The 19,725-nt window shown below is 67.9% G+C and carries 18 protein-coding genes; 11 read left to right on the top strand and 7 right to left on the bottom strand.

Features of this window, described 5'->3' with window-relative positions; genetic code table 11:
* Positions 1–55 precede the first annotated feature (55 nt).
* Positions 56–535, bottom strand: coding sequence for an NUDIX domain-containing protein (locus tag RWQ91_RS03270; protein ID WP_314502590.1), 480 nt, complete (start codon positions 533–535; stop codon positions 56–58).
* Positions 536–609: 74 nt separating this feature from the next.
* Between RWQ91_RS03270 and dnaE the strand changes: the two genes are divergently transcribed.
* The 5 genes from dnaE (at position 610) to RWQ91_RS03245 (ending at position 8,248) form a co-directional block, all read left to right on the top strand.
* A complete protein-coding gene (gene dnaE, locus RWQ91_RS03265) occupies positions 610–4,128 on the top strand; it encodes a DNA polymerase III subunit alpha (protein ID WP_314502589.1) in 3,519 nt (1,172 codons plus the stop codon).
* 137 nt (positions 4,129–4,265) lie between these two features.
* Entirely contained in the window at positions 4,266–5,372 is a 1,107-nt protein-coding gene (locus RWQ91_RS03260; RefSeq protein WP_399545766.1) for a hypothetical protein, read from the top strand.
* Between the two features lie 5 nt (positions 5,373–5,377).
* Positions 5,378–6,691 carry a histidinol dehydrogenase gene (gene hisD, locus RWQ91_RS03255; RefSeq protein WP_314502587.1) on the top strand — a complete coding sequence of 438 codons (1,314 nt, stop codon included), beginning with the start codon at positions 5,378–5,380 and terminating at the stop codon, positions 6,689–6,691.
* Between the two features lie 25 nt (positions 6,692–6,716).
* Entirely contained in the window at positions 6,717–7,196 is a 480-nt protein-coding gene (gene nrdR, locus RWQ91_RS03250) for a transcriptional regulator NrdR (RefSeq protein ID WP_314502586.1), read from the top strand.
* 26 nt (positions 7,197–7,222) lie between these two features.
* Complete coding sequence (locus tag RWQ91_RS03245; RefSeq protein WP_314502585.1) at positions 7,223–8,248, top strand: quinone-dependent dihydroorotate dehydrogenase; 1,026 nt, start codon at positions 7,223–7,225, stop codon at positions 8,246–8,248.
* A 15-nt stretch (positions 8,249–8,263) separates the two neighbouring features.
* On the opposite strand, the gene RWQ91_RS03240 is transcribed toward RWQ91_RS03245, so the two are convergent.
* Positions 8,264–8,833, bottom strand: coding sequence for a DUF3043 domain-containing protein (locus tag RWQ91_RS03240; RefSeq protein WP_314502584.1), 570 nt, complete (start codon positions 8,831–8,833; stop codon positions 8,264–8,266).
* 47 nt (positions 8,834–8,880) lie between these two features.
* On the opposite strand from RWQ91_RS03240, the gene RWQ91_RS03235 reads away from it, so the two are divergent.
* The 6 genes from RWQ91_RS03235 to RWQ91_RS03210 all read left to right on the top strand — a co-directional run bounded on the left by RWQ91_RS03235 (position 8,881) and on the right by RWQ91_RS03210 (position 14,807).
* Positions 8,881–10,281 (top strand): dipeptidase, encoded by a 1,401-nt coding sequence (locus RWQ91_RS03235; protein WP_314502583.1) that lies wholly within the window; start codon positions 8,881–8,883, stop codon positions 10,279–10,281.
* Positions 10,282–10,366: 85 nt separating this feature from the next.
* Positions 10,367–10,729, top strand: a complete 363-nt coding sequence (erpA, locus tag RWQ91_RS03230; RefSeq protein WP_314502582.1) for an iron-sulfur cluster insertion protein ErpA — start codon at positions 10,367–10,369, stop codon at positions 10,727–10,729.
* A gap of 178 nt (positions 10,730–10,907) precedes the next feature.
* Positions 10,908–11,801, top strand: coding sequence for a cytochrome c oxidase subunit II (gene coxB / locus RWQ91_RS03225; RefSeq protein ID WP_314502581.1), 894 nt, complete (start codon positions 10,908–10,910; stop codon positions 11,799–11,801).
* A 2-nt stretch (positions 11,802–11,803) separates the two neighbouring features.
* The gene (gene ctaD, locus RWQ91_RS03220; protein WP_314502580.1) at positions 11,804–13,567 is read left to right on the top strand and encodes a cytochrome c oxidase subunit I; all 1,764 of its coding nucleotides are present in this window, start codon (positions 11,804–11,806) and stop codon (positions 13,565–13,567) included.
* A complete protein-coding gene (locus tag RWQ91_RS03215) occupies positions 13,568–14,002 on the top strand; it encodes a cytochrome c oxidase subunit 4 (RefSeq protein WP_314502579.1) in 435 nt (144 codons plus the stop codon).
* Between the two features lie 13 nt (positions 14,003–14,015).
* The gene (locus RWQ91_RS03210) at positions 14,016–14,807 is read left to right on the top strand and encodes a protein phosphatase 2C domain-containing protein (RefSeq protein ID WP_314502578.1); all 792 of its coding nucleotides are present in this window, start codon (positions 14,016–14,018) and stop codon (positions 14,805–14,807) included.
* Between the two features lies 1 nt (position 14,808).
* Here the strand turns inward: RWQ91_RS03210 and RWQ91_RS03205 are convergent, their stop codons facing one another.
* The 5 genes from RWQ91_RS03205 to RWQ91_RS03185 form a co-directional block, all read right to left on the bottom strand.
* Positions 14,809–15,228 carry a rhodanese-like domain-containing protein gene (locus RWQ91_RS03205; protein ID WP_314502577.1) on the bottom strand — a complete coding sequence of 140 codons (420 nt, stop codon included), beginning with the start codon at positions 15,226–15,228 and terminating at the stop codon, positions 14,809–14,811.
* Between the two features lie 74 nt (positions 15,229–15,302).
* Positions 15,303–17,096, bottom strand: coding sequence for a ubiquinol-cytochrome c reductase cytochrome b subunit (locus RWQ91_RS03200; RefSeq protein ID WP_314502923.1), 1,794 nt, complete (start codon positions 17,094–17,096; stop codon positions 15,303–15,305).
* A gap of 62 nt (positions 17,097–17,158) precedes the next feature.
* Entirely contained in the window at positions 17,159–18,217 is a 1,059-nt protein-coding gene (locus RWQ91_RS03195; RefSeq protein WP_314502576.1) for a Rieske 2Fe-2S domain-containing protein, read from the bottom strand.
* Between the two features lie 33 nt (positions 18,218–18,250).
* The gene (locus RWQ91_RS03190; protein WP_314502575.1) at positions 18,251–19,051 is read right to left on the bottom strand and encodes a cytochrome c; all 801 of its coding nucleotides are present in this window, start codon (positions 19,049–19,051) and stop codon (positions 18,251–18,253) included.
* A gap of 22 nt (positions 19,052–19,073) precedes the next feature.
* Positions 19,074–19,673, bottom strand: coding sequence for a heme-copper oxidase subunit III (locus RWQ91_RS03185; protein ID WP_314502922.1), 600 nt, complete (start codon positions 19,671–19,673; stop codon positions 19,074–19,076).
* Between the last annotated feature and the right edge of the window lie 52 nt (positions 19,674–19,725).

Raw genomic sequence — 19,725 nt, 5'->3', positions numbered from 1 at the left:
TGCGATCCGTCGTCTCGGACACCGAGGCGCGACCGGATCCGGGGGCCGACCGGTGTCAGCGACCGCCTTCGAAGTCGGCCGGACCGTCGGCGAGTGCGCGTCGGATCCGCTCGCGCATGTCGGTGTCGAGGTCCGTCAGCTCGTCGAGGGAATCGACCGGGAACCAGTGGAGATCCGACATCTCGCCGTCGAGCGGCCGCAGTTCTCCGGAGATCCAGCGGCAGCGGAACGTGAAATCGAGATAGTCGGTCTGATCTCCGTTGTCGTACGTGATGCGCGGGATCACGTGGATCCAGGCGAGCCGCTCGACCGCGATGACCACGCCTGCCTCCTCGAGCGCTTCGCGGGCGGCCGCATCGGCCGGCTCTTCTCGCGGGTCGATGATGCCGGTGATCGGAGTCAGCGCTCCGTTGTCGGTGCGACGGCCCATCAGCACGCTGCCCTCGTGGATCACGACGGCCGTCGCACCCATGAGCCACAGCGGCGTGTGCCCGACCTGACGGCGCAGTTCGAGGATGAAATCCGGGGTCGGCATGCTTCCACGGTACCTGCGCGGCGCGTTCGGCGTTCCCGGCCGACGTCGTCGGTGCCCGCGGGTAGTCTCGATCCGTGACAGCCGATTCCTTCGTTCACCTTCATGTTCACAGTGAATATTCGATGCTGGACGGAGCGGCGCGCATCAAGCCGCTCATCGAAGAAGCAGGCAAGCAGGGGATGCCGGCCATCGCCGTCACCGACCACGGCAACACGTTCGGCGCCTTCGAGTTCTACAAGTCCGCGACCGAGATCGGCGTGAAGCCGATCATCGGCATGGAGGCGTACGTCACGCCGGGGACCCACCGCGCTGACAAGGCGCGCGTGCGGTGGGGGAGCCCCGACCAGAACGACGACGACGTATCGGGCTCGGGTGCCTACACCCACATGACACTGCTCGCCGAGAGCGACGAGGGCCTGCACAACCTCTTCCGGATGTCGTCCTACGCGTCGCTCGAGGGGTACTACTTCAAGCCGCGCATCGACCGCGAGCTGCTGCAGACCTACGCGAAGGGAGTGATCGCCACCACCGGCTGCGTGGGCGGTGAGGTGCAGACGCGACTTCGTCTCGGCCAGTACGACGCGGCGAAGGCGGCCGCGGCGGAGTTCCGCGACATCTTCGGCAAGGACAACTTCTACGCCGAGATCATGGACCACGGCATCGACATCGAGCGCCGCACCATGAACGACCTGCTGCGCCTGGCCAAGGAGCTCGACCTGCCGCTGGTCGCCACCAACGACCTGCACTACACCCATCAGCACGATGCGCAGAGCCATGCCGCGCTGCTGTGCGTGCAGTCGGGCTCCACCCTCGATGACCCGAAGCGGTTCAAATTCGAGGGCGAGGAGTTCTATCTCAAGTCGCCCGCGCAGATGCGCCACATCTTCCGCGACAACCCCGAGGCGTGCGACAACACACTGGCGATCGCCGAGCGTGCCGACATCCACTTCGACACGAGCGCGAACTACATGCCGCGATACCCGGTACCGCCGGGCGAGACCGAGCAGAGCTGGTTCGTGAAGGAGGTCGAGCGAGGCCTGCACGTGCGCTACCCGTCGGGCATCCCGGCAGAGGTGCGCGCGCGGGCCGACTTCGAAGCCGACGTCATCGTGCAGATGGGCTTCCCGGGCTACTTCCTCGTGGTCGCCGACTTCATCAACTGGGCCAAGGAGAACGGCATCCGCGTCGGCCCCGGCCGCGGATCGGGCGCGGGATCGATGGCGGCCTACGCCATGCGCATCACCGACCTCGACCCGCTCCAGCACGGACTGCTGTTCGAGCGGTTCCTGAATCCCGACCGCGTGTCCATGCCCGACTTCGACATCGACTTCGACGACCGGCGCCGCGGCGAGGTCATCCAGTACGTCACCCAGAAGTACGGTGACGAGCGCGTCGCCCAGATCGTCACATACGGCACCATCAAGGCCAAGCAGGCGCTCAAGGACGCCGGACGCGTCCTCGGGTTCCCGTTCAGCATGGGGGAGCGGCTCACCAAGGCGATGCCGCCGTCAGTGATGGGAAAGGACATGCCGCTGGAGGGCATGTTCGACAAGGACCACCCCCGCTTCAAAGAGGCCTCCGAGTTCCGCGCGCTCATCGAGACCGATCCCGAGGCGAAGACCGTGTTCGACACCGCCGTGGGGCTGGAGAACCTCAAGCGGCAGTGGGGCGTGCACGCGGCCGGGGTCATCATGTCCAGCGAGCCCCTGATCGACATCATCCCGATCATGAAGCGCGAGCAGGACGGTCAGATCGTCACGCAGTTCGACTACCCGGCCTGTGAGTCGCTCGGCCTGATCAAGATGGATTTCCTCGGGCTTCGCAACCTCACGATCATCGACGACGCCCTCGACAACATCGCGGCCAACCGCGGCGAGAAGCTCGTGCTCGAAGAACTCGCGCTCGACGATCCGGCCTCGTACGAGCTGCTGGCCCGCGGCGACACCCTCGGTGTGTTCCAGCTCGACGGCGGGCCGATGCGCAGCCTCCTGCGCCTGATGAAGCCCGACAACTTCGAGGACATCTCCGCGGTGCTCGCGCTGTACCGACCGGGCCCGATGGGCGTCAACTCGCACACGAACTACGCGTTGCGCAAGAACGGCCTGCAGCAGATCGAGCCCATTCACCCCGAGCTCGAGGAGCCGCTCGCCGATGTGCTCGGCACCACATACGGTCTGATCGTCTATCAGGAGCAGGTCATGGCCGCGGCGCAGAAGCTCGCGGGCTTCAGCCTGGGTCAGGCGGACATCCTGCGTCGCGCGATGGGCAAGAAGAAGAAGTCCGAGCTCGACAAGCAGCAGGAGGACTTCTTCGGCGGAATGACCGTGAACGGCTACAGCGCCGCCGCGCAGAACGCGCTGTGGAAGGTGCTGGAGTCGTTCGCGGACTACGCCTTCAACAAGGCGCACACCGCCGCCTACGGGCTGATCGCGTACTGGACCGCCTACCTCAAAGCGCACTATCCGGCCGAGTACATGGCGGCGCTGCTCACGAGCGTCGGAGATGCCAAGGACAAGCTCGCGGTGTACCTCAACGAATGCCGCCGCATGGGGATCAAGGTGCTCCCGCCGGATGTCGGGGAGTCGATCCGCTACTTCGCCGCCGTCGGCGAGGACATCCGCTTCGGCCTCGGCGCGGTCCGCAACGTCGGCACGAACGTCGTGGATTCCATCGTCGTCGCCCGCCAGGACGCCGCGTTCGAGTCGTTCCACGACTTCCTCACGAAGGTTCCCGTGCACGTCGCCAACAAGCGCACGGTGGAATCCCTCATCAAGGCCGGCGCGTTCGACTCGCTGGGCGCCACCCGCCGGGCGCTCATGGAGATCCACGAGGACGCGACCGAAGCCGCCGTCGAGGTCAAGCGCAAGGCGGCGACCGGAGCGATCGGATTCGACTTCGACAGTCTGTACGACCAGACCGAAGAGGCGCTGCCCGCGAAAGTTCCGGATCGCCCGGAGTGGACCAAGAAGGACAAGCTCGCGTTCGAGCGCGAGATGCTGGGCCTCTATGTCTCCGATCATCCCCTGGCGGGCCTGGAGATCGCCCTCGCGAAGCACGCCTCGATCAGCATCCACGATCTGCTCGCCTCGGAGGACCTCGCCGACGGCGATCAGGTGACGGTGGCGGGTCTGGTCACCAGCGTGCAGCATCGCGTCGCGAAATCCAGCGGCAACCCGTACGGCCTCATCACCGTCGAGGACTTCAACGGCGAGGTGACAGTCATGTTCATGGGAAAGACCTACACCGAGTTCCAGTCGATGCTCAAGGGCGATGCGATCCTGGTCGTGCGCGGGCGGATCTCGCGGCGCGACGACGGTCTCAACCTGCACGCCGTCTCGGCGATGACACCGGATCTCGGGGCCACCGACGCGACGGGTCCGCTCGTGCTCGTCCTGCCCGAACGCCGCGCCAGCCAGGCCACGATCGAAGAGCTTCTGCAGACGCTCAAGCGTCACGGCGGCGAGACCGAGGTCACGATGAAGCTGCACGTCGGGTCGGTGGCCAAGGTCTTCGAGGTGCCGCACCCTGTGCGTGTCACGGCTGATCTGTACGGCGAATTGAAGGGGCTTCTCGGCCCGCAGTGCCTCGGCTGAGGCATCCCCGGACCGCGCCGGCAGAAGCGCCGGCCCATGTCGCTATGACCCGTCCGTGAGTCCTCGACGTCTCATCGGCATCTCATGAGCCGCCGGTAGTATCGGACGGTGCGGGCCGCGGAAGCGGCAGGAAAGGGATGATCGTGACTGACGAGCGAGCGAACGACCACACGCTGAACAACGACACGCTGAACGACGGCGCGGTCGGCGATGGCACGGTGGAGAACGGCACGGCGGACCACGTCACGCAGGATCACGGCACCGCGGACGACGTCACGGCGATCGGCGCGGGCACGGCGGCGGGCGAGCGTCCCCAGTACGGCGTCGGCCCGTTCTCGGTCCGCGAGGTCGCCCTGGTCGGCGTGTGGCTGATCGCGTTCATCATCTCGTTCTTCTCCGTCGCGAGCGAGCAGGCGATGGCGCAGCTGCTGTTCGGCGGCTCGGTGTGGACCAACGGGCTGGACTGGATCCTCACGATCGGCCTCCCTTCGGTCGCGGTCTTCCTCATCGTCCTGCGCCGCTTCTCGCCCGACGGCATCCGCCGCGTCGGCTCCCTCGCGATCGACCAGTTCGCCTCCGTGGCGTTCTCGGTATCGGCCGTCGTGTGGCTCACGATGCTCTGGCGCAATGTGGTCGTCGCGGCCGAGACCGGCGTGTGGATCTACGGCTGGGTCGTCTGGGTCGAGTTCTTCCTGATGCTCGCCGGGGTGGTCCTCACGGTCTTCGCACCGTTGATCCCTGCTCTGCGCGAGGACTTCGCCGGCCGCCGCGAGGTCGTCGCGCACCGCAATGCCCGTCCCATCCGGCCCGTGTCGACGCGCCCGCCCCGCCCGGCGCGACCGGTCGAGGAGACCCAGCCGAACCACGACGCGGCGGGCTTCGCCGGAGCCGAGCACACTCAGACGGATCAGCACGACACCTACCCCGTCGCGGCATACGCCGGCGGTGCGTACGGGCAGGCTGCCACGACCGAGCAGAACGCCTGGACCCCCGCGCAGACCCGCGACACTTTCGAGCCGGTGGATGCCGAGCCCCAGGTTCAGCCGCAGTCCGGCCACCAGGCCTTCTGGGCGCTGTCACCCGAGGAGCGCGACGTGGTCGATGACCGCGGAGTGCCGATCTTCCGGGTGGGTCCCACCGCGTGGGCCCTCGTGCTCGAAGACCGCGGTGAGGTCTTCGTCGTGCGCCACGAAGACGGACGTGTGGGCTACCTGCACGACGTCTCCGGCGTGACGCGCGGCTGAGTCGGATGCTCCGCACGATCGACCTGCGCGGTCGCGCGCACTCCGCGGCCGAATGGCTGGCCGCCGTCCCGCGGGCGACCGCCGCACGCGCCGAGGCGCTCACGATCGCCGCAGGACTGGTCGCGGACGTTGCTGCGGACGGGGAAGCGGCGCTGCGCGACCAGGCCGAGCGGTTCGACGGGGCGTCCGGCCACCACATCCGGGTTCCTGCCGCGCACCTGGATGAGGCGCTCGCCGCGCTCGACCCCCGCGTCCGCGCGGCGCTCCAGGAGGCGATCGCGCGCGTGCGCCTGGCTTCGGCCGCGCAGGTGCCGCCCGCGACCATGACCGAGCTCGCTCCGGGCGCCCGCGTCTTCCAGCGCTGGCAGCCCGTGCGCCGCGTCGGGCTGTACGTTCCCGGCGGCAAGGCGGTCTACCCGTCGAGCGTGGTGATGAACGTCGTTCCGGCGCAGGTCGCCGGGGTGGCGGAGATCGCCCTCGCCTCCCCTCCCCAGCGTGCACACGGCGGGCGCGTGCACCCCGTCATCCTCGCGGCGGCCCGGCTCTTGGGCGTCGCGGAGGTGTACGCGATGGGCGGCGCCGGAGCGATCGGTGCGTTCGCCTACGGCGTGCCGACGCTCGATCTCGATCCGGTCGATGTCGTGACCGGACCGGGGAACAACTTCGTCGCCGCCGCCAAGCGCGCCGTGGCGGGCGTCGTCGGCACCGATTCCGAGGCCGGCGCCACGGAGATCATGATCGTCGCCGACGACTCCGCCGACCCGCGCCTGATCGCGGCGGACCTCATCAGCCAGGCCGAGCACGACGAGCAGGCTTCCGCCGTCCTCGTCACGGCCTCGGTGGCCCTCGCGGACTCGGTCTCCGCCGAGATCGGGCCGATGGCTGCACGCACCCGCCACGCCGAGCGCGTCGCGGTCGCCCTGGCCGGTCCGCAGTCGGGCATCGTCCTGGTCGACGACCTGGCCGCAGCCACGGCGTTCAGCAACGCCTACGCCCCCGAGCATCTTGAGCTTCACCTCGTCCGGCCCGATGCCGCGGCGTTCGTGCACGCGGGAGCGGTCTTCGTCGGCCCGGACACGCCCGTGAGCCTCGGTGACTACCTCGCCGGGAGCAACCACGTGCTGCCCACCGGAGGGCAGGCTCGCTACGCCTCAGGTCTGTCGGCGGCGACGTTCCTGCGCCCGCAGCAGGTGATCGAGTACGACCGGACGGCGCTGGCGCAGGTCCGCGACGCGGTCGTGACGCTGGCCGAGGCCGAGGATCTGCCCGCCCACGGCGAAGCGGTCCAGGCGCGCTTCGACGACCGGCCCGCCTCGTAGCCGGTTGGCGTAGTCTGTCCAGGCCATGCATTGCCCGTTCTGCCGCCATCCCGACTCGCGCGTCATCGATTCGCGCACCAGTGACGACGGCCTCAGCATCCGGCGTCGTCGACAGTGTCCCGAATGCGGCGGCCGGTTCTCGACGATCGAGACCGCGAGCCTGAACGTCATCAAGCGCTCGGGCGTGATCGAGTCCTTCAGTCGGGAGAAGGTCATGTCGGGCGTGCGCAAGGCCTGTCAGGGCCGGCCGGTGACCGAGGGCGACCTGGCGGTCCTCGCGCAGAAGGTCGAAGAGGCCGTGCGCCAGACGGGTTCGTCGCAGGTCGACACGAACGAGATCGGACTGGCGATCCTCGGCCCGCTGCGCGAGCTCGACGAAGTCGCCTACCTGCGCTTCGCGAGCGTCTACCAGGCCTTCGATTCCCTCGAGGACTTCGAGTCGGCGATCGGCCAGCTGCGAGCCGACCACGCCCCCGCCGACGCCGAGGCGGCAGCCGAGTCCTGACGCGGCCAGCCGATAGCCTGGGGGAGATGTATCCCCTCCTGTTCCGGACCGTCCTCGCTCGAATGGACCCCGAGACCGCCCATCATGCCGCGGTCATCGTGATCCGCCTTCTCGGCATCCCGCCGTTCTCATGGGCGGCTCGCGCGCTCACCCGTCCGGCGCGCCGGCGGGAAACGAGCGCGCTGGGTCTCTCGTTCGATTCCCCGTTCGGGGTCGCCGCGGGATTCGACAAAGACGTCCGCATGGTCAGGGGACTGCACGCGCTGGGGTTCGGCCACATCGAGGTCGGCACGATCACGGCCATCCCTCAAGAGGGCAACCCGCGCCCGCGCCTGTTCCGATTGATCCCCGACCGCGCGGTCATCAACCGCATGGGATTCAACAATCAGGGAGCCGAGGCGGCCGCCCGGCGGCTCGAGCGACTGCGCCGGCACCGCACGGACGCGGTCATCGGGGTGAACATCGGCAAGAGCCGAGTGGTCGAGGTCGAGGATGCGACGGCCGACTATGTGCGCAGCGCCGCCCTGCTCGCGCCTCTTGCCGACTACCTGGTCGTCAATGTCTCCTCGCCCAACACCCCGGGCCTGCGCGGACTTCAGGCCGTCGAGACGCTGAGACCCCTTCTGGTGTCGGTCCGCGATGCCGCCGGTGCCACCCCTCTGCTGGTCAAGATCGCCCCCGATCTGCCGAACGACGAGGTGGATGCCGTGGCACGACTGGCCGTGGAGCTCGGCCTCGCCGGTCTCATCGCGACCAACACGACGATCGAGCGCAACGGGCTTCTCACCGACTCGGCGGTCGTCGCCGCGGCAGGGGCGGGCGGACTGTCGGGCGCTCCGCTCAAGCTGCGCGCCCTCGAGGTGCTCCGGCTGGTGCGCGCGGCCGTGCCGAGGGAGTTCGTCGTGATCTCCGCGGGCGGCGTCGAGACCGCTGCCGACGTGCAGGAGCGCCTCGCGGCCGGCGCGAACCTCGTGCAGGGTTACACGGCGTTCCTGTACCGCGGCCCGCTCTGGGGGCGACAGATCAATCGGGGGCTGGCCGCCCCGCGCTGATCACGCGGGCCGGGGTCAGACGGGCCGCTGGCCGCGCTTGACCTGCGGCTTGGGCAGGCGCATGAAGCGCATCTGGATGATGCGCATGGCCCCGTACCAGCCCAGGCCCTTCTCGGTCCGCTCTTCGCCGAACTTCTTGCGCGCCGCCTGCTTGACCCGGATCGCGGTGATGACCATGTCGCCGATCACGAAGAGGATGAAGATCCACAGGCCGATGAACGAGTAGTACTGGATCGCCGGGATCGGAATGAAGGTCGCGAGGATCACCAGCACCATCGCCGGCATGACGGCCTCACCCAGGTGCCAGCCCGAGTCGATGAAGTCCCGCACGAACTTGCGCTGCGGCCCCTTGTCGCGCACCGGCAGATACTTGTCCTCGCCGGCGGCCATGCCGATGCGGGCCTTCTCGCGCTGAGCGGCCATCTCGGACTTCGCGCGGGCCTTCGCCTCCTTCGTGTCGGCGACGAGCGGCCGCTTCCGCGCCGCTTCCTGCTCGGCGCGCGTCGGAGTCGCACGGCCCTTGCCGCCGGCCGCCGTCTCGGCGGGCACGTCTGCGGGAACGGGGGCTGGGGGAGTCTTGGCCACGATGGAACCTCGGTGTCTCTCTCGGGAAGCACCTTAAGATTACCCGCATGACCAGTGACCTTTCCCGACAGGATGCCGTGCGCGACGCCGCCGCATCCGGCATCCCCGCCGCCCTCGCCGACCTCGGCACCCTCGTGCGCATTCCGTCCATCGCGTTTCCGGGTTTCGACGGCGCCGAAGTGCAGCGCAGCGCGGAGGCGGTCGCCGCCCTCGTCGAGGACCTGGGGCTGTTCGAGACCGTCGAGATCCGCCGCGCCGCGATCCCCGGCACCGACGAGATCGGACATCCGGCCATGCTGGCCACGCGCGCCGCTCGCAACGGCCGCCCGACGATCCTGCTGTACGCCCACCACGACGTGCAGCCGGTCGGCGACGAGGCGCTCTGGGAGTCGGCGCCTTTCGAGCCGACCGTCCGCGACGGACGACTGTACGGACGCGGGGCGGCCGACGACAAGGCCGGCGTGATGGCGCACGTCGCCGCGCTGCGGGCGCTCACGGAGGCGCTCGGCCCGGACTTCGATCTCGGTGTCGCGCTGTTCATCGAGGGTGAGGAGGAGGCCGGGTCGCGCTCGTTCGCTCAGTTCCTCGCCGACAACGCCGATGCGCTGCGCGCCGATGTGATCGTCGTCGCGGACTCGGGCAACTGGGATGCGCGGACGCCCGCGCTGACCGTATCGCTGCGGGGCAACACGCGATTCACGATGCGGATCCGCACGCTGGATCACGCGTCGCACTCCGGCATGTTCGGCGGAGCGGTGCCGGACGCGATGATGGCGACGGTCAAGCTGCTCTCGACCCTGTGGGACGACCAGGGCGCCGTGGCGGTGGACGGGCTCGTGGAGAGGCATGCCGAGACCCCGGCCTACGGCGAGGAGACACTGCGCGACGAGGCGGGGCTCCCGGCGGGAGTCAGCCCGATCGGGCGCGGCGAGATCCTCGGCCGCATCTGGAACAAGCCCTCGATCACGGTGACGGGGATCGACGCGCCGAGCGTCGCGAACGCGTCGAACACCCTGAGCCCCGAGATCGCGGTCGTCATCAGCGCCCGGGTCGCCCCGGGCCAGCCCGCGCGCGACGCGTACGCGGCGATCGAGACTCATCTGCGCGCGCACGCGCCGTTCGGGGCGCAGCTGTCCTTCAGCGACCAGGACTACGGGGACGCATTCCTCGTCGACACGAGCGGCTGGGCCGTCGGGCAGGCTCTGGAGGCCATGGACGAGGCGTACGGCGTCGCGCCGGTGCAGATCGGCGTCGGCGGCTCGATCCCCTTCATCGCCGATCTGGTGCGGGAGTTCCCCGAGGCCCAGATCCTCGTGACCGGCGTGGAGGACCCGCACGCCCGGGCGCACAGCCCGAACGAATCGCTGCACCTGGAGACCTTCCGTCACGCGGTGCTCGCCGAAGCGCTGCTGCTCGAGAAGCTCGACGCGCGCGGCGGGGCCCGGTAGCTCGCGTCGCGCGGAGCCTGGAGAGGGCAGCCGGGCGTAGAATCGAAGCATCCCGCCGCTTTCGCGGCCCGTCCGGAGGAGTGCCATGACCGACACTGCACTGTCGACCGACCAGACCGTCGAGCACGGAGTCGGACTGACCGAAGCCGCCGCGCAGAAGGTGAAGAGCCTCCTGGAGCAGGAAGGACGCGACGACCTTCGTCTGCGCGTCGCCGTCCAGCCCGGCGGATGCAGCGGTCTGATCTACCAGCTCTACTTCGACGAGCGCTATCTCGACGGCGACAAGACCGTCGACTTCGGCGGCGTGGAAGTCATCGTCGACGACATGAGCGTGCCCTATCTCGACGGTGCGAAGATCGACTTCAAGGACACGATCTCGGAGCAGGGCTTCACGATCGACAACCCCAACGCGGCGGGAAGCTGCGCCTGCGGCGACAGCTTCCACTGAGCCGGTCCTCGCCTGAGCGGACCGGCTCCGCGAGCTGGGCCCGGCCTCCCGTTTCGGAGCGTCCGGGCCCGCTTTTGCCCGCCGAGATCGACCCACGCAACCTGTGCGGATGGCCTGAGTCCGCCGCGAGGTTGCCCTAGACTGGCGATGTCACAATCGCGACCCGGAAAGGTGCACCGTGCCCCCGAAAAGCCGCCTCCGCTGGGCTGTTCTCCCCGTCGGGATCGCAACGGCTGTCATCCTCGCCGGATGCACCCCGACGGAGTTGCACGGATATCTGCCGGGCTTCGTCGAGGACGGAACGCCCGCGACGAATCGCACCGACATGGTCGCCGGCCTATGGGTCAACTCCTGGATCGTCCTGCTCGCGGTCGGCATCATCACGTGGGGCCTGATGGGCTGGGCGGCCATCGCCTACCGCCGCCGCAAGGGCCAGGTCGGACTGCCCGTCCAGCTGCGCTACAACATGCCGATCGAGATCTTCTACACGGTCGTGCCGCTCATCCTGGTGATCGGCTTCTTCGCCTTCACGGCACGCGATCAGACCATCCTGGAGACGCAGACCGAGGACCCCGACGTCTCCATCGTCGCGATCGGCAAGCAGTGGGCGTGGGACTTCCAGTACAACGGCCAGGAAGAGGACGGCTCCGACGCCGTCTGGACGATCGGGGTGCAGGCCCAGCCGGCCGCGAACGGCGACGTCGATCAGGACAAGCTGCCCACGCTGTACCTTCCCGTCGACAAGTCGGTGAAGATCCTGCTGCAGTCGCGCGACGTGATCCACTCCTTCTGGGTCATCGACTTCCTGTACAAGAAGGACATGTACATCGGGCGTGACAACTACTGGTCGTTCACGCCGACCCGTGAGGGCACCTACGCCGGCAAGTGCGCCGAGCTCTGCGGCGAGTACCACTCGGCCATGCTCTTCAACGTCAAGGTCGTGAGCGAAGCCGAGTACGAGGACTATCTGGCCTCGCTCGAGGCTGCGGGCCAGACCGGCGACATCAACGACGCGTACGACAGGCTGCAGAACGAGCCGGGCACGGGCGCGAGCCCCGAAGGAGACGAGTGATCATGGCGACCACGCTTCCGCTGCAGGAGTCCTCGCCGGGCCGCCCGACGACCCTTCCGCCCCGCCAGGCGGCGCTGCTGAGTTCGTCGCGCGTCGACCAGAAGGGCAACATCGTCGTCAAGTGGATCACCTCCACTGACCACAAGACGATCGGCTACCTCTACCTGATCGCCTCCGTGCTGTTCTTCATGCTCGGCGGTGTGATGGCGCTGATCATGCGTGCGGAGCTGTTCGAGCCGGGAATGCAGATCATCCCGACCAAGGAGCAGTACAACCAGCTGTTCACGATGCACGGCACGATCATGCTGCTGATGTTCGCGACGCCCCTTTTCGCGGGGTTCGCGAACGTCATCATGCCGCTGCAGATCGGTGCGCCGGACGTGGCCTTCCCGCGTCTGAACGCCTTCGCGTTCTGGCTGTTCCTGTTCGGCTCGACGATCGCCGTCGCCGGATTCCTCACCCCTCAGGGAGCGGCCGCCTTCGGATGGTTCGCGTACCAGCCGTTGGCCAATGCGAGCTTCTCCCCAGGCGTGGGAGGCAACCTCTGGATGCTCGGGCTGGGCATGAGCGGTTTCGGCACGATCCTGGGTGCCGTGAACTTCATCACCACGATCATCACGATGCGCGCCCCCGGCATGACCATGTGGCGGATGCCGATCTTCTCGTGGAACACCCTCGTCACGAGCATCCTGGTGCTGATGGCGTTCCCCGTGCTGGCCGCCGCGATCCTGGCTGCGGCCGCGGACCGGGTGCTCGGCGCGCACATCTACGACCCGGCGAACGGCGGCGTGCTGCTGTGGCAGCACCTGTTCTGGTTCTTCGGGCACCCCGAGGTGTACATCATCGCGCTGCCGTTCTTCGGGATCATCAGCGAGATCCTGCCGGTGTTCAGCCGCAAGCCGATCTTCGGCTACAAGACCCTCGTCTACGCGACGATCGCGATCGCTGCGCTCTCGGTCGCCGTGTGGGCTCACCACATGTACGTGACCGGCGCGGTGCTGCTGCCGTTCTTCGCCCTCATGACGATGCTGATCGCGGTGCCGACAGGGGTGAAGATCTTCAACTGGATCGGCACGATGTGGCGAGGGTCGGTGACGTTCGAGACTCCGATGATGTTCGCCCTCGGGTTCCTCGTCTCGTTCGTCTTCGGCGGTCTCACCGGCGTCATCCTCGCATCGCCGCCGCTGGACTTCCCCCTGTCCGACTCCTACTTCGTCGTGGCGCATTTCCATTACGTCGTGTTCGGCACCGTCGTGTTCGCGATGTTCGCCGGCTTCTACTTCTGGTGGCCCAAGTTCACCGGCAAGATGCTCGACGAGCGCCTCGCGATGATCCACTTCTGGATGCTGTTCGTCGGCTTCCACATGACCTTCCTCATCCAGCACTGGCTGGGGGTGCAGGGCATGCCGCGACGCTACGCGGATTACGCCGACGAAGATCGGTTCACCTGGATGAATCAGCTCTCGACCGCCGGCGCCATGATCCTCGGCGCCTCGATGATCCCGTTCCTGTTCAACGTGTGGATCACGGCGCGCAAGGCGCCGCGGATCACCGTGAACGACCCGTGGGGATACGGGGCGTCGCTGGAGTGGGCGACCTCCTGCCCCCCGCCGCGGCACAACTTCACCTCGATTCCGCGCATCCGCAGCGAGCGGCCCGCGTTCGATCTCAACCACCCCGAGGCCGGCATCCCGGTGGGCGTCGGCCCGGCGAAGGACGCCCCTGCCGCCCCGGTCGTCGATCTCGACGAGGGAAAGGTGAAGTAGGTGCGCGCCAATACCGGACTGTGGTGGCTGCTTTCGGGCTTCTTCCTGCTGATGGCCGTCGTCTACACGGTGTGGGCGAGCGTCACCAGCCCTGACCAGGCGTGGCACACGGGCCTGGAGCCCGTCGGCACGGTGGCCCTGCTGTTCGCATGCCTGATGTCGGCGCTGATCGCGTTCTATGTCGGACGCGTGCACGCCGCTCAGGGCGGCGAGCTGCCCGAGGACGTCCTGACGGCCGACATCGACGACGGCGATCCCGAACTGGGCGAGTTCAGCCCGTGGTCGTGGTGGCCCATCGTGCTCGCATCCTCGGCGGCCCTCGGCATGCTCGGACTCGCGGTCGGCGTATGGCTCTTCCCGATCGGACTCGGTGTCTTCGCCGTGGCGATCGTCGGCTGGGTGTACGAGTACTACCGCGGATACTTCGCCCGCTGATCCGCCTCGCGCCGTGCCGATTCGGCTGAGCTGTGGTGGTGCGTCCGACGTCGGCGCTCACCGCAGGGTGAACCAGGATGCGGCCTTCATCGCCTCCTGGGGCGCCGCGGTCGCCGACGGCGTGGGCGGTGGTCCCTCGGGCGACCTCGCCTCCGCCGCGCTCATCCATCGCCTGGTCGCCGGCCGCATGTCGCTTCCGGATGCCGGCTCCCTTGCCGTGCGCATCCGGGAAGCGAACTGGGACCTGCGCGCGCATGCGCAGCGCGACAGCTCGCTCGTCGGAATGGCGACGACCTTCACGGGCATCTTCACCTCATCGCAGGACCGGCTGCTGCTGGCCCACACCGGCGACTCCCGCGCCTACCGGCTGAGAGACGGAGCGCTGGCGCAGCAGACGCGGGACGACTCGTTCGTGCAGGCGCTGGTGGAGCACGGACTGATCGCCGCCGAGGAGGCGTCAACGCACCCCCGCCGCAACATGATCACCGCCTCGCTCGCGGGCGCGGAGGACGACGCCGTCCGCGTCGTCGAGGCTGACGCAGAAGCCGGCGATCGGTGGCTGCTGTGCAGCGACGGCATCACCGACTACCTCTCCGACGCAGAGATCCGGCGGATCATGAGTCAGGCTGCGTCGCCGCAGGAGGCCGCGATCGCGCTCGTCGAAGCGGCTCTGCGGGCCGACACGCGAGACAACGCGACGGCGATCGTGAGCGATGTCGAGGACGTCTCCGAGCGCGGGCTGGCGGATGGCCCGGTTTTCCTCGGTGCCGCGGCACAGCGGTTCCGCGAGGAGCTCGACGGCTGAGTCAGCTCAGTGCAGGCGTGCGGACCACCATCACCTGGTCATCGAATGTCCGGGGGAGCGGGCCCTGGTCGTTCTCGGTGGGCTGACCCTCGCGTACCCAGTACTCGTAGCCGCCGATCATCTCCTTGACCGAGAAACCGAGCCGGGCGAATTCGACCGCCGCCTTCGTTCCGGCGTTGCAGCCGGGGCTCCAGCAATAGACGATCACCGGCACCGCGGCATCCAGCTCCGATGTCGCACGCGCGGCGATGTCCTGTCGACGCAGGTGGATCGCGCCCGAGACGCGTCCCTGCGCCCACGCTTCGTCACTGCGCACGTCGACGAGGACGAAGGACTCGCCGGCCTTCTGAGCCGCGTACACGTCGGAGGCGTCGGTCTCGTGGGCGAGCTTGGCGGAGAAGTAGGCGAGAGCATCGGTCATGTCTCCACGCTACGACGAAGCGCCTGGCGTCCTCCGCGGGAGGAGCGCCAGGCGCCGTCGGAATACTGCCGAGATCAGTCGGATCCGGGCTTGCGACCCTTCTGCGGCGCGTCTCTTTCGGCGATGATCACGTTCGAGGGGCGCACGGCCGTCTCGGAGTGGCGACCGTCGTCGATGGGGACGTGCGGCGCGTCGGGGACGCCCGCCCGCTCGTGGGCACCCTGCAGCTCGAGGTCCTCTTCGGTCGCGATGTGCTCCAGCTCGTGGTGCTGGTGCGCGACGGCCTCGTCGATCTCGGTCTGCGTGAGGGGAGCGAGCCGATCCTCGAACAGCGAGCGAGATGCCACGGCACGGATCTTCTCGTACCAGGGAATGCGACCCTGTGCGTTGGGCCGCACGACGAGCGGCTCGTACGTCTCGTTGTCCACGAGCTTCCAGCGCTCGTACTCGTCCACGGGCTGGTGCACCTCGATGTACTCGCCGCCGGGCAGGCGGACGATGCGGCCGGACTCATACCCGTGCAGCGCGATCTCGCGATCCTTCTTCTGCAGCGCGATGCAGATGCGCTTCGTGACGAAGTAGGCGATGATCGGGCCGATCACCAGCAGCGCCTGCAGCGTGTGGATCACGCCCTCCATCGTGAGATAGAAGTGCGTGGCGATGATGTCCGAGGATGCGGCGGCCCAGAGGACCGCGTAGAACGTGACGCCCGCTGCGCCGATCGCCGTCCGCGTGGCTGCGTTGCGGGGACGCTGGGCGATGTGGTGCTCGCGCTTGTCGCCGCTGATCCACGCCTCGATGAAGGGGTAGAGGAGGACGACGACGATGAACAGTCCCAGACCGACGAGCGGCACGAGGATGTTGAAGGACCACGTGTGGTTCAGGAAGACGAACTCCCAGCCCGGCGGCACCAGACGCAGCGCGCCGTCGGCGAATCCGATGTACCAGTCCGGCTGGGTTCCTGCCGACACGGGTGAGGGGTCGTAGGGGCCGTAGTTCCAGATCGGGTTGATCGTGAACAGCGAGGCGATCAGGACGATCACGCCGAACGTGATGAACAGGAAGCCGCCCATCTTCGACATGTAGACCGGCATCATCGGGTAGCCGACGACATTGCTGTTCGTGCGGCCGGGGCCGGCGAACTGCGTGTGCTTGTTGATCACCATCAGCATCAGGTGCACGACCAGCAGCGCGACCAGGATCGCGGGCAGCAGGAGGATGTGCAGCGTGTAGAGGCGTCCGACGATCGCGTTGCCGGGGAACTCCCCGCCGAACAGCAGGAACGAGGTCCAGGTGCCGATCAGGGGGATGCCCTTGATCATGCCGTCGATGATGCGCAGGCCGTTGCCCGACAGCAGGTCGTCGGGAAGCGAGTAACCGGTGAAGCCCTCGCCCATCGCGAGGATGAACAGCACGAAGCCGATGACCCAGTTGAGCTCGCGCGGCTTGCGGAACGCTCCGGTGAAGAAGATGCGCAGCATGTGCACGCCGATGCCGGCGACGAAGACCAGAGCGGCCCAGTGGTGGATCTGGCGCACGAGAAGGCCGCCGCGGAGGTCGAACGAGATCGTCAGCGACGAATCCAGCGCCGCCGACATCTCGACTCCGCGCATGGGCAGGAACGCGCCGGTGTAGTGGGTGGGCACCATCGACGCCTGGAAGAAGAACGTCAGGAACGTGCCGGACAGCAGCACGACCACGAAGCTCCACAACGCGATCTCGCCGAGCATGAACGACCAGTGGTCCGGGAAGATCTTGCGACCGAGCTCCTTGACCATGCCGGAGAGGCTGGTGCGCTCGTCGATGTAGTTCGCCGTCGCACCCAGGAAGCGGCCGCCCAGCGGTCCGCCGTTCTTGCCCGTCGGCATCGACGCGTTCTCGTCTACCGCCGGTTCGAGGGTGACGTTCTCAGTGGGGTGGGATCCGGTACTCAATGTCGCTCCCAGAAGCTCGGGCCTACTGGTTCGGTGAAGCCGCTGCGAGCGATGAGGTAGCCCTCATCGTCGATCGTGATCGGAAGCTGCGGCAGGGGACGCGCTGCGGGCCCGAAGATGACCGCAGCGCCGTTTGCCACGTCGAACTGCGACTGGTGGCAGGGGCACAGCAGATGGTGTGTCTGCTGCTCGTACAGGGCGACGGGGCACCCGACGTGGGTGCACACCTTGGAGTAGGCGACGATGCCGTCGTAGGACCAGTCGGCGCGCTCCGGCGTCTCATTCAGGTCTTCGGGCAGCAGGCGCATGAGCAGGACGATGGCCTTGGCCTTCTGCTCGAGGTATCCATCGGCGTGATCGAGCTCGGCCAGCGCCTGCGGGATGACGTGCACCGCCGAGCCGAGAGTGACGTCGGCGGCGCGGATCGGCGTGCCCTCCGGGTCGTGGGCCAGACGCATGCCCTCGGTCCACATGGTCGTCTCGAGAAGCTCCACCGGGTTCTCGCCCTCCGGGGCGAGACCGCGGAAGAGCACGATGGCCGGCGCGACCGATGCGACCACGGCGGCGATCAGTCCGTTGCGGATCAGGATGCGACGGCCGAAACCGGACTCCTCGTTCGCGACGGCGAAGGCCTGAGCGGCACCGACGCGGGTCGTGTCACGACCGCGAGTGGCGTGACGCGGCTCGATGTACTCCTTGTCGGCCATGATCGCCTTCGACCAGTGGATGGCCGCGATGCCGATCGCCAGCAGCGCCAGAGCGATGCCGAGTCCGATGAAGAGGTTGTTGTTGCGGATGTCGACGATCGCGCCGCTCTCGATCGGGAAGAGCATGTAGGCGGCGATGGCCCAGATGCTCGCAGCGACCGAGAGGTAGAACAGCGTGTAGACGGTGCGGACCGCGTGCTTCATGGCGACGGGGTCCTTGTCCGTCATCCGTTCGCGATGAGGCGGAAGCGCCGGGGGCTGCACCGGGTCCGAAACCGCGACGGCGAGCCCGGGCGAGGGCTTCCACGAAGCCCTTTCATGCTCGAGCGGGTCGTCCTCGTGTGCCATGGTGATCCTCGTTCGTTGCTGTGGTCGAATCGATCAGTTGGACTTCGCCGTGATCCACACGGTGATGGCGATCAGGCCGCCGATGCCGAAGATCCAGATGAACAGGCCCTCGGACACCGGGCCGAGCGAGCCGAGCGAGAATCCGCCGGGCGACTCGTTCTGCTGCAGGAACAGCAGTGACGAGATGATGTCGCGCTTGTCCTCGGGCGTGAGCGTCAGGTCGTTGAAGACCGGCATGTTCTGCGGGCCGGTGACCATCGCCGCGTACATGTGCAGGGCGCTGGTCTTCCCCAGCCCCGGGGCGTACTTGCCTTCGGTCAGCGCACCGCCGGCCGCCGCCACGTTGTGGCACATCGCGCAGTTCACGCGGAAGAGCTCCGCGCCGCGGGCGACGTCGCCCTGGCCGTCGATCGTCTCTTCGGTCGGGAAAGTCGGGCCGGGGGCCTGCGACTGCACCCACGAGGCCATCGCGAGGATCTGCTCCTCGGTGAACTGCGCGGGCTTCTGCGGAGCCTGGGGCGCCGAGGCCTGCAGCGGCATGCGTCCGGTCGAGACCTGGAATTCCACGGCGAGCTCGCCGACGCCGTACAGCGCGGGACCTTCGCTGGAGCCCTGCAGGTTCAATCCGTGACAGGTCGCGCAGTTGGCCTGGAACAGCTTCTTGCCGTCTTCGACGGTCAAGGCGGATGCCACCGAGGTGTCGGCGGTCGACGCCATCGCTGCGGATGCGCCGGCGTACACGCCACCTGTGATCAGGAGGCCGATGCCGATGAGGGCGGCCGCGGCCCAGGGGCTGCGGCGGCCGTTCGAGCGGCGCTTGGTCTCTCGTGCCATGTCGGGAATCAGCTCCAGCTCTTTATTTCAGGAAGTAGATGACGAGGAACAGGGCGATCCAGACGACGTCGACGAAGTGCCAGTAGTACGACACGACGATCGAGGATGTCATCTCCTTGCGCCCGAAGTTCCTGACGGCGTAGGCGCGGCCGATCACGAGCAGGAAGGCGATGAGGCCGCCCGTCACGTGCAGCGCGTGGAAGCCGGTGGTCAGGTAGAAGGCCGACGCGTAGGCGTTGGCCTGGATCGGCATGCCCTCCGTCACCAGCTGGGCGTACTCCCACACCTGGCCCGAGACGAAGATCGCGCCGAGCGCGAACGTGAGCCAGAACCACTCGACCATGCCCCATCCCAGCCACCCGCGCTTGCGCGTCGAGTAGGGCTGGAAGCGCTCGGCGGCGAAGACGCCCATCTGGCACGTGACCGACGAGAGCACGAGGACGATCGTGTTCACCGTGGCGTACGGGATGTTCAGCAGCTGCGTCTCCTGCGCCCAGAGGTCGGGGGAGGTGCTGCGCAGGGTGAAGTAGATCGCGAAGAGCCCCGCGAAGAACATCACCTCGCTGCCGAGCCACACGATCGTTCCGACAGCGACCGGGTCGGGACGCTTGACGGAACGCATGGCCTGCGAATAGGTCGCTGTCGTGGTCGTCACTCCTTCATTATGGCCGATA

The sequence above is a fragment of the uncultured Microbacterium sp. genome, from assembly GCF_963524805.1.
In the GTDB taxonomy this organism is placed as follows: Bacteria; Actinomycetota; Actinomycetes; order Actinomycetales; family Microbacteriaceae; genus Microbacterium.
The sequence above is the reverse complement of the archived record's forward strand: the minus strand, read 5'-3'. Positions and strand labels throughout refer to the sequence as shown.

What these genes read in the sequence shown, in the direction of transcription:
- RWQ91_RS03270 (WP_314502590.1), bottom strand. Translation starts at nt 535, where the DNA reads ATGCCGACCCCGGATTTCATCCTCGAACTGCGCCGTCAGGTCGGGCAC.
- RWQ91_RS03260 (WP_399545766.1), top strand. Translation starts at nt 4,266, where the DNA reads ATGATCGTGACTGACGAGCGAGCGAACGACCACACGCTGAACAACGAC.
- hisD (WP_314502587.1), top strand. Translation starts at nt 5,378, where the DNA reads ATGCTCCGCACGATCGACCTGCGCGGTCGCGCGCACTCCGCGGCCGAA.
- nrdR (WP_314502586.1), top strand. Translation starts at nt 6,717, where the DNA reads ATGCATTGCCCGTTCTGCCGCCATCCCGACTCGCGCGTCATCGATTCG.
- RWQ91_RS03245 (WP_314502585.1), top strand. Translation starts at nt 7,223, where the DNA reads ATGTATCCCCTCCTGTTCCGGACCGTCCTCGCTCGAATGGACCCCGAG.
- RWQ91_RS03235 (WP_314502583.1), top strand. Translation starts at nt 8,881, where the DNA reads ATGACCAGTGACCTTTCCCGACAGGATGCCGTGCGCGACGCCGCCGCA.
- erpA (WP_314502582.1), top strand. Translation starts at nt 10,367, where the DNA reads ATGACCGACACTGCACTGTCGACCGACCAGACCGTCGAGCACGGAGTC.
- ctaD (WP_314502580.1), top strand. Translation starts at nt 11,804, where the DNA reads ATGGCGACCACGCTTCCGCTGCAGGAGTCCTCGCCGGGCCGCCCGACG.
- RWQ91_RS03205 (WP_314502577.1), bottom strand. Translation starts at nt 15,228, where the DNA reads ATGACCGATGCTCTCGCCTACTTCTCCGCCAAGCTCGCCCACGAGACC.
- RWQ91_RS03200 (WP_314502923.1), bottom strand. Translation starts at nt 17,096, where the DNA reads ATGCCGACGGGCAAGAACGGCGGACCGCTGGGCGGCCGCTTCCTGGGT.
- RWQ91_RS03195 (WP_314502576.1), bottom strand. Translation starts at nt 18,217, where the DNA reads ATGGCACACGAGGACGACCCGCTCGAGCATGAAAGGGCTTCGTGGAAG.
- RWQ91_RS03190 (WP_314502575.1), bottom strand. Translation starts at nt 19,051, where the DNA reads ATGGCACGAGAGACCAAGCGCCGCTCGAACGGCCGCCGCAGCCCCTGG.
- RWQ91_RS03185 (WP_314502922.1), bottom strand. Translation starts at nt 19,673, where the DNA reads ATGCGTTCCGTCAAGCGTCCCGACCCGGTCGCTGTCGGAACGATCGTG.